The organism is uncultured Nonlabens sp. (assembly GCF_947495285.1).
Lineage (GTDB): Bacteria > Bacteroidota > Bacteroidia > Flavobacteriales > Flavobacteriaceae > Nonlabens.
The window spans coordinates 1-13958 of record NZ_CANLXZ010000019.1 but is presented as its reverse complement, the minus strand read 5'-3'; the positions used below and the strand labels follow the sequence as shown (position 1 = coordinate 13958).

At 34.7% G+C, this 13958-nt stretch carries 13 protein-coding genes; 11 read left to right on the top strand and 2 right to left on the bottom strand.

Annotated elements, in window-relative coordinates; translation table 11 throughout:
• The first annotated feature begins 101 nt into the window (after positions 1-101).
• On the top strand, positions 102-1013 hold the full coding sequence (locus Q0838_RS09245) for a TIGR01777 family oxidoreductase (protein WP_298953904.1): 912 nt from the start codon (positions 102-104) through the stop codon (positions 1011-1013).
• Between the two features lie 10 nt (positions 1014-1023).
• Here the strand turns inward: Q0838_RS09245 and Q0838_RS09240 are convergent, their stop codons facing one another.
• Both Q0838_RS09240 and Q0838_RS09235 read right to left on the bottom strand, forming a co-directional pair.
• On the bottom strand, positions 1024-1803 hold the full coding sequence (locus tag Q0838_RS09240; RefSeq protein WP_298953902.1) for a hypothetical protein: 780 nt from the start codon (positions 1801-1803) through the stop codon (positions 1024-1026).
• A gap of 101 nt (positions 1804-1904) precedes the next feature.
• Positions 1905-2570 carry a YceI family protein gene (locus Q0838_RS09235; RefSeq protein ID WP_298953901.1) on the bottom strand — a complete coding sequence of 222 codons (666 nt, stop codon included), beginning with the start codon at positions 2568-2570 and terminating at the stop codon, positions 1905-1907.
• Between the two features lie 235 nt (positions 2571-2805).
• Here Q0838_RS09235 and Q0838_RS09230 point away from each other — a divergent pair, with 235 nt between their 5' ends.
• The 10 genes from Q0838_RS09230 to Q0838_RS09185 all read left to right on the top strand — a co-directional run bounded on the left by Q0838_RS09230 (position 2806) and on the right by Q0838_RS09185 (position 13599).
• The gene (locus Q0838_RS09230; RefSeq protein ID WP_298954038.1) at positions 2806-3348 is read left to right on the top strand and encodes a nucleotide exchange factor GrpE; all 543 of its coding nucleotides are present in this window, start codon (positions 2806-2808) and stop codon (positions 3346-3348) included.
• The gene (dnaJ, locus tag Q0838_RS09225; protein WP_298954036.1) at positions 3348-4478 is read left to right on the top strand and encodes a molecular chaperone DnaJ; all 1131 of its coding nucleotides are present in this window, start codon (positions 3348-3350) and stop codon (positions 4476-4478) included. Before Q0838_RS09230 ends, dnaJ begins: the two co-directional genes overlap by 1 nt.
• Positions 4479-4758: 280 nt before the next feature.
• Positions 4759-5688 carry an ABC transporter ATP-binding protein gene (locus Q0838_RS09220; protein WP_298953898.1) on the top strand — a complete coding sequence of 310 codons (930 nt, stop codon included), beginning with the start codon at positions 4759-4761 and terminating at the stop codon, positions 5686-5688.
• Positions 5681-6976, top strand: a complete 1296-nt coding sequence (locus tag Q0838_RS09215) for an ABC transporter permease (RefSeq protein WP_298953895.1) — start codon at positions 5681-5683, stop codon at positions 6974-6976. Before Q0838_RS09220 ends, Q0838_RS09215 begins: the two co-directional genes overlap by 8 nt.
• A complete protein-coding gene (locus tag Q0838_RS09210; protein WP_298953890.1) occupies positions 6961-7827 on the top strand; it encodes a mechanosensitive ion channel domain-containing protein in 867 nt (288 codons plus the stop codon). Before Q0838_RS09215 ends, Q0838_RS09210 begins: the two co-directional genes overlap by 16 nt.
• On the top strand, positions 7828-8745 hold the full coding sequence (locus Q0838_RS09205) for a DUF6268 family outer membrane beta-barrel protein (protein WP_298953888.1): 918 nt from the start codon (positions 7828-7830) through the stop codon (positions 8743-8745).
• Between the two features lie 2 nt (positions 8746-8747).
• The gene (locus tag Q0838_RS09200) at positions 8748-9911 is read left to right on the top strand and encodes a sigma-54 dependent transcriptional regulator (RefSeq protein WP_298953885.1); all 1164 of its coding nucleotides are present in this window, start codon (positions 8748-8750) and stop codon (positions 9909-9911) included.
• Position 9912: 1 nt separating this feature from the next.
• Entirely contained in the window at positions 9913-10791 is an 879-nt protein-coding gene (locus Q0838_RS09195; protein ID WP_298953882.1) for a PPK2 family polyphosphate kinase, read from the top strand.
• Positions 10784-12193: a M20/M25/M40 family metallo-hydrolase gene (locus Q0838_RS09190; RefSeq protein WP_298953879.1), complete on the top strand. Its 1410-nt coding sequence runs from the start codon at positions 10784-10786 to the stop codon at positions 12191-12193. The genes Q0838_RS09195 and Q0838_RS09190 overlap by 8 nt, the downstream gene beginning before the upstream one ends.
• 53 nt (positions 12194-12246) lie before the next feature.
• On the top strand, positions 12247-13599 hold the full coding sequence (locus Q0838_RS09185; protein ID WP_298953876.1) for an MATE family efflux transporter: 1353 nt from the start codon (positions 12247-12249) through the stop codon (positions 13597-13599).
• Positions 13600-13958: the final 359 nt, after the last annotated feature.

Genomic DNA, 13958 nt, shown 5'->3' with positions numbered 1-13958 from the left:
CATCTACTTTTATTAATGCACATTGTGTCAGGATTATTATTTGTTGTTAATTAATTTAAAACATTATAGTATCGCATCAGTTTGATAATTAAATTCGTAATATGGTTATACTTATTACAGGAGCAACTGGTCTAGTGGGCTCAAAAATATCAGAAGATTTACTGTCTCAAGGACATACGGTTCATTATTTAACTACTAGAGAGAGCACAATAAAAACTAGCGATAATCATAAAGGCTTTTTATGGAATGTAAATAAAATGACCATAGACGCAGCGTGTATAGACGGTGTAGATGTGATCGTGCATCTGGCAGGTGAGACTGTTTTTCAAAGATGGACAGAGGCAGCAAAAAAACGCATACTCAACAGTCGTATAGACAGTACTTACTTGCTTTTAAATTTACTTAAAGAGAATGAGCATCGAGTAAAGCATGTAGTTACAGCTAGTGCGATCGGTATTTATCCAGATGATCAAGATGGTAAAGCATTGAGAGAAGATGAGATACCACCTACGGCAACAAATTTCTTAGCACATGTTTGTATCGCTTGGGAAAAAATAGGAACTCAATTTAAAGAACTAGGCCTCACTCATGCCATTGTACGCATAGGAATAGTCCTATCTGACAAAGGTGGTGCGTTAGAGCAAATGTCTAAACCTGTAAAGTTTTATGCAGGATCAGGATTTGGAAACGGTAAAATGTGGCAAAGTTGGGTCGCTATAGACGACTTATCGGGCATTTTTATCCACATACTTAATCACGAGCTAGAAGGTGTGTATAATGGTGTGGCTCCACATCCTGTAAGAAATAGACCTATGATAAGTAAGATAGGAAAAGTGATGGGTAAACCAGTATTTCTCCCTAACGTACCAGAGTTTATAATGAAAGTAATGCTAGGTGAAATGTCTTCTATCGTTCTTGCTAGCCAGCATGCTAGTAGTTCAAGAATAGAAGAAAAAGGCTATTCTTTTAAATACCCAGAAATAGAACCAGCTTTAAGGAAATATTTAAAGTAAAGCAATAGCCCTAACTATTAAATTGATCCCATTCCTTTTGCTTATTCTTTCTATTAGTTCTAACCATAAAAAATATTACTAGACCCAATAGTAATAAGAATATAGCAACACAAGCAAAGCCACCTAAAATCTCACCTATTTCATAAGCGGTAGTAGAAGAGTCGTCATCCTCATCGCCAAAAATTAAATCAAAAGTGCCACACGCCGTATATTGATTTTTTAAAGCAAAATCTGGTTGTATCACTATACTATTAAAAAAATCTTCATCCACAGATCTGTCCTTAGTTTTTAAGGGTTGTGTAACACCTATCTGGTAAAGAGTTTCTTTAATCTGGACTAATCGATAAGAATTCTGGATCATCTCTTCTCCGTCTTCATCCATTTCGTTATGGATATAATAAGCTTGGTACACGTCGTTCTCTACAACACGTTCGTCTTTGACCACTTTAATTTCCTCATCTTTGGTCCATTCATTTAAGGTATTATCATAATAACTCTTTAACTCACGTCTGTTAGATAGACATATTCTCTCATCTATTCTAGCACGATGTACCATATAAACCACGTCATTCTCTCCATAACCTAACCAGTAGTGAGACTCAATTCCATCTTCATTCTCAGTAGTTTTAAAATAATCAGACGGTAATTCTATAGTAAGAACAGAGTCTATCTCTACCTGCTCATAATCATATAACGTGTTAATTAAATCAGGATCTATAAACTCCACTTCTTGCGCAGTAGTAGTGATAAAGCAAAATATAGAAAGCGTGGAGAGTAAAAAGTTTTTCATGTAAAAAGTTAAGAGAGTAAAAATACCATCTTACCCATAAATAAAAAAGCCTTGCAATCTTAGATCGCAAGGCTTTTAAAATTAAGACTTTAAAATAATAATTACTTAGTAGCAACTATGTTTAAAGTTAATGTAATATCATCAGATATTGCTTTGTTAGCAACTATATCAGTAAAGTTACTAGAGCCATACTGTATACCCCAGTCTGTTCTATCTATCGTAAAGTCCTCACTAGTAAGCATCATTTTATCACCATCATACTTAACAGTAACGTTAAAAGCGATTTTCTTAGTCACATCCTTAAGAGTAAGATTACCTTCTAGAGTCGTATTGTTGTCAGTCGCTTTAAGGCCTGTTACTATAAATTTTGCAGTAGGATATTTAGGAGTATTAAAAAAGTCAGTTTCCTTTCCTTCTACAGTACCTTCTAGGTGTGCTTTTAAATTATTAGCAGCATCTCCTTCTAGATCGGTCACCTCGATAGAGGTCATATCTATAATAAACTCACCACTCTCCACAACATCACCATTCACTTTAACCATACCGCCAGCAAGAGAGATGTTACCAGTGTGATCCTCAGTAGGCTTAGAACCTATCCATGCGATGTTAGAAGCTTCAGTATCTACCTTATAAGTAACAGCTTCTTGAGTTGCGACAGCAGCTTCTTCACTATCCATTGCTTCTACCTCATTCTTATTGTCTTTACACGCTACGGTAAAAGCAATCATAAGAGCCATACCTGAAAGTTTTAAAAAATTACGTTTCATTATCTTTAAATTTAAATGAGAAACAAAATTAAATTTATAAACATATAACATCGTTAAATCTATATTAATTATTCTCGGTGACATTTTGACACACAATTTTAAATGGCAACACTTTTGCCTTATGGCGTATAGTTAGGTGAAAAATAGTGTGGCTATCTCGCTTTCGCGAAAGCGTAACCATTTAAAACACCTCGATAAAAAAGTGTTGAATTTATTTAAAAGATATCGTCAGAAGATGGCAAAGAATACAAACGAAAAAGACTTAAAAGATCAGGAAGCACCTGAGGTTGTCGAGCAAGAAGTAACTGAAGAGGTACAAGACGAGCGCAGCGATCTAGAAATTCTAGAAGATCAACTACAAGTAGAAAAAGAAAAATACCTACGTCTGTTTGCAGAGTTTGAGAACTTTAAAAGACGTACTGCAAAGGAGCGCATAGAATTATTTAAAACCGCAGGAGAAGGTGTCTTAAAAGACATGCTGCCAGTTCTAGACGATTTTGACAGAGCGATGGTAGAAATTAATAAATCAGAAGACGAGCAGCTGACAAGTGGTGTAAAGTTAATTGCAAATAAATTAACTAATACCTTAAATAATAAAGGTCTAGAAGAATTTGACGTGCGAGCAGGAGATACCTTTAATGCAGACGTCCACGAGGCAATTACTCAAATACCAGCACCTAGTGATGATATGAAAGGTAAAATAGTAGACGTGATAGAAAAAGGATATAAACTAGGAGACAAGATCATACGTTTTCCTAAAGTAGTTATAGGACAATAATTATGGCAGATTTCTACGACATATTAGATATTCAGAGAAGTGCAACAGCGGCAGAGATAAAGAAAGCTTATAGAAAAAAAGCGATTCAGTATCATCCAGATAAAAACCCTGGAGATGACGCAGCAGAGGAGAACTTTAAAAAAGCTGCAGAGGCTTATGAAACTTTAAGTGATCCACAAAAAAAATCTCGTTATGACCAGTTAGGTCACCAGGCATATACTTCTGGCGGCGCAGGCGGTTTCGGTGGTGGCGGTGCTGGAGGTTTTGACGTGGATGACATTTTTAGTCAGTTCGGTGATATTTTCGGCGGCGGTGGCGGCGGTTTTGGTGGTTTCGGTGGCGGTGGCCGCGGTGGCCAGCGTAGGGTAAAAGGAAAAGATTTACGTATACGTGTCTCTCTTACTCTAGAAGAAGCTGCAAACGGTGTCGATAAAAAGGTTAAAGTAAAACGTAAAAAGCAAGCTCCTGGAGTTTCTTATAAAACGTGTACTACCTGTAATGGTAGCGGTCAGGTTACTAGAATTCAAAACACAATACTAGGCCGCATGCAAACTGCTGCGCCATGTAATACATGTGGTGGTGCAGGACAAATCCTAAATAACAAACCAGCTGGAGCAGATTCTCAAGGAATGATAGCTACTGAAGAAACAGTAACTATTCAAATCCCTGCTGGTGTAGAGTCTGATATGCGTCTTAAGGTTTCTGGAAAAGGAAACGACGCACCAGGTAATGGAGTTAGCGGTGATTTACTTGTTGATATAGAAGTTAAACCACATGCAGAGTTACAGCGTGAAGGGAATAACCTCCATTATGATCTATATGTAAGTGTGCCCGAAGCCGTTTTAGGAACTTCTAAAGAAATACAGACCGTAACAGGAAAAGTACGTATACCAGTAGAAGCAGGAATTCAAAGTGGTAAGATTTTAAGATTACGTGGTAAAGGAATGCCCAACCTTAATGGGTATGCTACAGGAGATCTGTTAGTACATGTAAATGTATGGACACCTCGTAGTTTAACTAAGGATCAAAAAGAATTTTTTGAAAGTATGATGAAAGATTCTAATTTTGATCCAGCTCCAGAAAAAGGAGATAAATCTTTCTTTGAAAAAGTAAAAGATATGTTTTCTTAAAGAAAACTTAATGAATTAGAAAAAATAGTATATATTTATACCAACAAATGGTTAACCAGCCATTTGTTATTTTTCTTTTTCATAGCAATTTTTCCACCTCCCTATTTATTAGAGAGGTGGTTTTTTTTTATGCCTTTTTGTAATTAATAGGGTTTTAAATTATAGAAACTGCATATTTACATGATCTACATATTTTTTTTAACTGGCATTCCTATTATTTTATTCTAAATCTTTAGCAATACCATATGGTTCTTGTTAATTTAGCGCAATTAATAGATAGATGGTAAACGCGTTAGAAGCAATACATATAAAAAAGGTATATGGAGATTATACAGCATTAAATGATGTATCCATCTCAGTACCCAAAGGAAGTGTTTATGGTTTATTAGGTCCTAATGGAGCTGGTAAAACATCACTTATAAGAATCATAAATCAAATTACGATGCCAGACGAAGGGAAGATCCTTCTTAATGGTGAGCAATTAAAACCTAATCACATAGAAGATATAGGGTACATGCCAGAAGAGCGTGGGCTTTATAAATCTATGAAAGTAGGTGAACAATGCATTTATCTAGCCAGGCTTAAAGGTCTATCAAGAGCAGAGGCAAAGGATAGACTCACTTACTGGTTTGATAGATTAGGTATAGAAGGCTGGTGGAACAAGAAACTGGAAGAGCTTTCTAAAGGAATGGCGCAAAAAGTACAATTTATTGTTACTGTCATGCACGAGCCTAGTTTGCTTATTTTTGATGAACCATTTTCTGGTTTTGACCCAGTAAATGCAAATCTCATAAAGGACGAAATTTTAAAGTTGAGAGATGATGGAGCAACTATAATTTTTTCTACGCACCGTATGGAAAGTGTAGAAGAGATGTGCGACCACATCGCACTTATTAATAAGTCTAATCTAGTCCTGCAAGGTAAGTTGAGTGATGTAAAACAGCGCTATAGAGATCGCAAATATGCGGTGTCACTTATTTGTCAAAATAATGACATGGCTTTTCAACAAATACCTATAGAGTTTAATGCGCAACCTATAGTCTTATCAGGATTAGATAATACGCTAGATGTTCAAATTCAAATTCCTACTCATATAGATGTACCTAGTGCATTAAATCGATTAACACAATTAGGAGAATTAACACATTTTAGTGAGGTGATACCTAGTGTTAATGATATTTTCATTCAAACTGTACAGCATAATGGATAAACTGTGGCTTATTATTAAAAGAGAATACCTTAATAAAGTAAGAAATAGAACCTTTATTATAATGACTTTTGTGAGTCCATTAATATTTATAGGCGTTGCTTTATTAATAGGGTGGCTTACTAGTATAAATTCAGATACGAGTAGAAAAATAGCTATTTTAGATCAAACTGAAGATAGCTACATATCCTTATTTGATTCAAATAAGCGCAATGAGTACATTAAGCTTAATGGCATTTCTAAAGAAGCTGCGATAACTGCTAGTAAAGAAGCAGACTACTACGGTTTAATATTAATAGAAGCGCAAAAAGGTCAACTAGCTAACTTAAGCTTTTATTCTGACGACTCTCCATCTCAAGGTTTTTTACAATCTATTGAAGATAAAATCAATAAAGAGGCTACCGTTAATAATTTAAAAGATGCTGGTATTGATATTAACGAGATCAATAGACGTAAAGTAACTAAAGAGATCCAAATACAAAATTTTACAGGAGAAAAGACCAGTAAAATGTCCGGCTGGGTAAAAATTGCTGCAGGTGGTATCGCTGGTTATCTATTGATGATGTTTATTATTATCTATGGCAACATGGTGATGCGATCTGTGATAGAAGAAAAAACAAATCGTATTATTGAGATTATAGTAAGTAGTGTAAAACCTATCTATCTTATGATAGGTAAAATAACAGGAACTTCTCTAGCTGGTATCACCCAATTTATAATTTGGGTAATAGTCGGTTTTATATTAATGATAGTTGCAACGACATTTTTTGGGGTAGACGCATTTTCGACACCTGCAAATGCAGACATGCTTGCACAAGCACAAGATCCTAATAAGTTTCAATTAATTACAAACGACATAGCGCAACTACCTATTCTCAAAATATTGATTTGTTTCTTTATTTACTTTATGGGAGGTTACTTTTTATATGCATCTATTTACACAGCTATAGGTGCCGCTGTAGATAATGAAACAGATACACAACAGTTTATGTTGCCAGTAATTTTACCATTAATGCTAGCCATTTATGTAGGTTTCTTTTCAGTCATGGACAACCCTCATGGTACGGTGGCAGTAATATTTTCATACATTCCATTAACCTCACCTATAGTGATGTTAATGAGAATCCCTTTTGGTGAGATTGCGTGGTGGGAAATAGCATTAAGTATGTTATTATTATACATAAGTATCATAGGTGTAGCGATGCTAGCTGCCAAAATTTATAGAATAGGAATTTTAATGTACGGTAAAAAAACAAATTGGAAAGAGCTGTATAAATGGTTGCGATATTAGTCATGGGTTTAAATTGGGTTAAAATACAGGAGTTTCTAACTCATGAGATTATAGCGCCAGGTAAAAATGGAGGTTTTCATTTAAATACTTGGATGCTCATTCTTGCAGTACTTGCCATCTTGATAACTACTTTCATATTAAGAGGTGTTAGAAAGGTAGTTACACGCAAGATGGATACTCCAGATAAGCTCAAATTTGAGAGTGCCTTTAAATTCTTTAATTACATTGTTTACATCATAGTAATTATCTCAGTCTTGCATTCTAGTGGCGTGAACCTTACAGGACTTTTAACCGCTAGTGCAGCATTATTTGTAGGTTTAGGTTTTGCATTACAAGATCTATTTAAAGATATAATTGCTGGGGTAACTATATTAATAGACAGGTCTGTTCTAGTAAATGATATTATAGAAATTAATAACAAAGTAGGCCGTGTCTTTGAAGTAAAATTAAGGAGTACGAGAATAATTACTCGTGATGATAAAATATTGATTATCCCTAATCATCTTTTCATGTCAGAAATAGTTTATAATTATACTCAAAACCATCCTAAAACTAGAGAACAAGTAAACGTAGGTGTTGCTTATGGCAGTGATACGCGATTAATAGAAAGATTACTTATAGAATGTGTAAGAAATCAAAAAGGAGTATTGCAAAGTCCAGAGCCATTTGTCATGTTTAATGAATTTGGCGATAGTTCATTAAATTTTGCAGTTTACTTCTTTGTAAGAGATGCTTTTACAGAGCCTCGTATTAAAAGTGCTATACGATTTGACATTGATAAAGCGTTCAGAGTAAATAATGTGAGCATTCCATTTCCGCAAAGAGATATTCATATAATAAATAATAAATAGATGAAGAGTCTAAAAATAGCAGAAATAGCTAGATTAAATAAAATTATAAGAACTAGTTTTTTAGTCTTTTGTGTTTTCGCTTTCGCAAAAGCGTACTCACAAGGAACAGATCTTTTCAGAGCAGAGTACACATACTTTCCTCAAAGTAATTCTAATAACAGCTTTAGAAGATTCAGGACTTTTGTGAACGTACCGCTCAAAGTGGGAGATGCTAGTTATCTTGTTCCTTACCTAGAGTACCGAAACGTAGAATATTTAGTTAGAGATAATTTCAGAGCTACAGATTTTGGCTCAGATAGATATGAAAGTTATCAAGTCGCACTGGGCTATACATTTCCTATGAAAAATAATTGGCGTTTTGGATCAAGAGCTGGCCTATTAGTAGCTTCAAATTTTGACGAGGGAAAAGCACGTAGCGACGATTACTTTTTCATAGGTAGTGTTTATTTTATAAAAAATGAAAAGAAAAGACAAGATGGTGGTAAACCATGGCAGCTAGTGGTAGGAGTACAATACTCTACCACAGCAGGTAGACCTTTTCCATTACCTTATCTTAATTACTATAGAGAACTTAATGAAAGCTGGAGTTTTACATTAGGTGCTCCTAAAATGAATCTTAAATATCGATTTAATGAGAAAAATGATGTGCAATTATATGCGCGTCTAGATGGTTTTTATGCAAATATTCAAAATGACGAGCCTACCACAAGAGGTGTCGCAGAAGATGTTTCTATGACCGTTGCAATGTTCGGACCTGGATACCAACATAATTTTACTAAGCATATTTCGGCTTATATTTATGCAGGTTATACATTTATTAATGACATCAGACTTAGAGATGATAATGGTGATGATGTAGTAACACTTAATGATACTAATACGTTTTATTCTAGAATAGGAATAAAATTTAAAATATAATAATGGCAAATATTCTCCTTATAGAAGATGAAGGCGCGATACGTCGCGTTTTAAGTAAAATATTATCAGAAGAAAGTAAAGATTACAATGTCGTAGAGGCAGTAGACGGTCTAGAAGGTATAGAGTTGATAAAGGATAACGATTATGATCTTGTTCTATGTGATATAAAAATGCCTAAAATGGACGGTGTAGAAGTCCTAGAGGCTATTAAGAAAATAAAGCCAGAAATTCCTATCGTCATGATCTCAGGACATGGAGATCTAGATACGGCAGTAAACACGATGCGTCTAGGAGCTTTTGATTATATTTCAAAGCCACCAGATTTAAATAGACTTTTAAACACAGTACGCAATGCGCTAGATAATAAAAAGCTAGTAGTAGAGAACAAACGTCTCAAGAAAAAAGTGAGTAAAAACTATGAGATGATAGGAAATAGCGAGTTAATCGTTATTATAAAAAATATTATTGAAAAAGTAGCACCTACAGACGCTAGAGTTTTAATTACAGGAGAAAATGGTACTGGTAAAGAACTTGTTGCCCACTGGTTACACGAAAAAAGCGACCGTTCAAAAGGCCCTTTTATAGAAGTGAATTGTGCGGCTATACCTAGTGAGTTAATAGAAAGCGAGTTATTCGGTCATGTAAAAGGTAGTTTTACAGGAGCTAATAAAGACCGCGCAGGAAAATTTGAAGCAGCAAACGGAGGTACTATTTTTCTAGACGAAATAGGGGATATGAGTGCCAAAGCGCAAGCCAAAGTCCTAAGAGCGTTACAAGAAAATAAAATACAACGTGTCGGTAGTGATAAAGATATAAAGGTAGACGTAAGAATTCTTGCAGCGACTAACAAAGATCTTAAACAAGAGATAGAAGATAAGAAATTTAGAGAAGATTTATATCACAGACTTGCGGTAATACTAATTAACGTCCCTTCATTAAACGATAGAAGAGATGATATTCCTTTATTGATTAACCATTTTGCAGCAAAAATTGCCAAAGAACAAGGTAATGCAGCAAAGAAATTTGAAAACAAAGCATTTAAACTATTACAAGAATACGATTGGACTGGTAATATACGAGAGTTGCGCAACGTTGTAGAACGACTCATTATATTAGGAGGTGATGAAATTAGTGAGACAGATGTAAAACTTTTTGCAAGTAAATAATATGTATAAAATCCATTCAGAAGAATTCAAAGCATCTACAAAGTTGCAGCTTAAAGAACATTCTACATTGCCTAAGAAGGCACTATCAAAAAAAGAAGCCAAAAAGGAACTGGAAAAAGTAAGAAGAGAACTTGCAGATTTTCAAGCAAGACTCTATGCACATGATAAACATGCGGTACTTGTGTGTTTTCAAGGTATGGATACCTCTGGTAAAGACAGTCTGATAAGAGAGGTTTTTAAAGATTTTAATGTAAGAGGTGTTGTACAGCACAGTTTTAAAGTGCCTACAGATTTAGAATTATCACATGGTTATTTATGGAGGCATTATATCGCGCTACCTTCTAAGGGACATTTTGGAATTTTTAATAGAACCCATTATGAAAATGTCTTAGTTACTCGTGTGCATCCAGAATATCTCATGGCAGAAAACTTGCCTGATTTTAATGGGCCAGAAGACGCTACAGAAGAGTTTTGGCAAATGCGTTACAACCAGATCAATAATTTTGAAAAGGAACTAACTCAAAACGGAACCTTTATCTTTAAGTTTTTCCTTAATTTAAGTGAAGAAGAACAAAAAAGACGCCTATTAAGAAGATTGAGAACACCAGAAAAGAATTGGAAATTCTCAAAAGACGATCTGAAAGAACGTAAACTTTGGGATAAATACATGTACTGTTATGAACAGGCTATTAAACACACGCATACAGACGTTGCTCCATGGCACATCATCCCAGCAGATGATAAACCCATGGCCAGATTATTAGTCGCAAAAATACTGGCGCATGCACTTACTCAAAAGGAGTACATTCAACCACCCCAAATAGATGACGAGGTTTCAGGAAATATTAAAAAATACATTGAAGAGCTAGAAAATGAATAAACTACATACTATTGGATTCCTTATTTTGTTGTGTTCCGCTTTCGCGAAAGCGCAACTAGTACAAACATCTCAAGCAGATTCATTAATGCTTAAGAAAATTTATGACTACAGCCTTACAGAGTCCAAAAGTTATGAGTGGTTAGATTACCTATCTAATAATATAGGAGGAAGATTATCTGGTTCCATACAGGCTCAAAGAGCTGTAGAATATACAGAAAAGGAAATAGCAAAATTTTCTTCTCGCACAGAATTACAATCTGTAATGGTGCCTAAATGGACACGTGGTACTCCAGAATTTGCCTACATACAATTAAATGATTTTTCAACTATTAATGTAAATGTTTGCGCATTAGGTGGTTCTATTCCCACTAGAGAAGCTGGTATAAAGGCTGGAGTGGTAGAGGTTACTTCTTTAGAGCAATTAGCCCAAATAGGGAGAAAAGAAATAGAAGGTAAAATTGTGTTCTATAACAGACCTATGGATCCTACAAAAATTCAAACTTTTGAGGCATACGGTGGCTGTGTAGATCAACGATACAGCGGTGCAGAAGAAGCTGGTAAATATGGTGCTGTAGGTGTTATAGTTAGATCAATGAATTTAAGACAGGACGATTTTCCACATACCGGCTCTATGAGTTATGGAGACTTAGATGTAGAAAATTATATTCCAGCTGCGGCAATAAGTACAAACGACGCTGAAAAGTTACATACTTACTTATCTCTAGATAAGAATCTTCAGTTTTTCTTAAAACAGGATTGCACAGTTTGGGGTAATGTAGAAAGTTATAATGTAATAGGAGAGATCAAAGGAGCTAAGTATCCTAATGAAGTCATTATTGTAGGTGGTCATTTAGATTCATGGGACTTAGGTGATGGTAGTCATGATGACGGTGCTGGTGTGGTGCAATCTATGCAGGTTCTAGAAACATTGAAAAAATTAGATTACCAGCCCTTGAGAACCATTAGAGTTGTACTATTCATGAATGAAGAAAATGGATTAAAAGGAGCTCGTGAGTATGCAAAACAAGCAAAGGCAAAAAATGAGAATCATATTTTTGCTTTAGAAAGTGATGCAGGTGGTTTTTCCCCTAGAGGTTTTAGCTTTGACACAACCGATAAGCAAATGAAAGTTGTTCATTCTTGGAAAGAGCTTTTTAAACCTTATTTAATTCATTATTTTGAAAAAGGTGGCAGTGGTGCAGATGTAGGTCCCTTAAAAGATAGCGGTACCGTACTAGCTGGTTTACGTCCAGATTCTCAAAGATATTTTGACTTTCATCATGCGGCAAATGATACTTTTAAAGCTGTTAATAAAAGAGAATTAGAATTAGGTGCGGCTACAATGACTAGCTTAATTTATCTTTTTGACCAGTATGGAGTGGTTGATAATAGCATGGATTAGATGGTTGTATAGATCCTGAATCTCACTACTTTTGCGCCTCTTTACAATTCAAGATGGCACTAAAAGATTATACAAGAGAATTTTCAACAAACTTAAAAATAGCGGTACCGATCATGGTTGGTCAAATAGCGCATTTACTAGTAGCGCTAGCAGATAACGTTATGGTAGGTAAGTTGGGTAAGGCGCAACTTGCGGCTGTATCTTTAGGAAACACATTAATTTTTATAGCACTCTCTATAGGTATAGGTTTTTCATTTGCTATAACCCCACTTGTTTCAGAAGCAGATGCTAAAAAGGATATAGGTAGAATAGGCTCGATTTTTAAACAAGGTTTTATATTATGTACGATTATAGGTGTGCTATTGACTTTTGTGGTTCTTCTTTGTGAACCTATTTTGTCAATGTTAGATCAACCTAAAGAAGTTGTGGAATTGGCTATCCCTTATATGAGATGGGTTGCGTTGTCTTTGATTCCTTTAATGATGTTTCAGGCTATAAAGCAATTTATCGATGGCTTATCAAAAACGGTCTACTCCATGACAGCTTCTATAATTGCTAATCTGATAAATGTATTTTTGAATTTTTTATTTATATATGGAGAGTTCGGTTTTCCAAGATTAGAGGTAGAAGGTGCAGGGATAGGTACGTTTATCTCTAGAATAGTAATGGTGTTGATTATTCTAGCTTTCTTATTAACTAAAAAAGAATTGAAACAATACCTTGTTTTCATAAAGGTCAAATCTGCAGGTATTATGACTAAATTGTTGAACCTTGGTTTTCCTACTGCTCTGCAAATGTTTTTTGAAGTAGGTTTGTTTACAGCAGCAATTATTTTATCTGGATTACTAGGAACTAGTAGTCAGGCTGCAAATCAAATAGCCTTAAATCTTTCAGCTTTAACATTCATGGTAGGAGTAGGTTTAGGTGTGACTGCTACTATTAGAGTCGGTAATCAAAAAGGACTGAATCAATTTGGTGAGTTGAAAAGAATTGTCAAGTCTATATTTTTATTGACACTTATTGTGGAGCTATTTTTCGCACTATGTTTTATTTTATTCAGGAATCAACTTCCGTACTTATATATCGATGATTGGGAGGTTGTACAACTAGCAGCTGGAGCACTTTTAATTGCTGCATTTTTTCAACTAAGCGATGGTTTTCAAGTCGTCATGTTAGGTGCGCTAAGAGGATTACAAGATGTTTGGGTACCTAGTCTTATATGTTTCTTTTCTTATTGGGTAATAGGTTTACTTATATCGTATTTGCTAAGTCAATCTCTTGATTTAGGCTTACAAGGAATTTGGATCGGATTATTTACAGGTTTAACCCTTTCATTCGGATTAATGTTTTGTAGATACCGTTATTTATTGACTATTCAAAACCAAAATCTAAATAGGGTTGAATAATTTATGTAATATACTTTATATTTTTATCATTTAAAAATTTTAATATACTTTATATCAATTAGTTATTGATATTCTTCCAATTTAGTTTAGATTTTATTAATAAAAAGTTAGGAAGTTAAAGAAAAAGGGTTGTATATTCGCAGCCGCTTAGGAAAACAGATATATGTTTAACGAGGCAAAAGTTCTTCAAAGAAGTTAAAGGATCAGTTAGTAAGTCGTGAAGATTTGCAGTAAGATTTTAGCTATAATGTTTGGGGGAGTTCATTGAGATATTGACAGCACAAAAAAATATTTATTGTTTTACGAAGCATTAAATTTAAAAATAAAATAGACACAAAGCTAATTAAGTGGTTTCGATA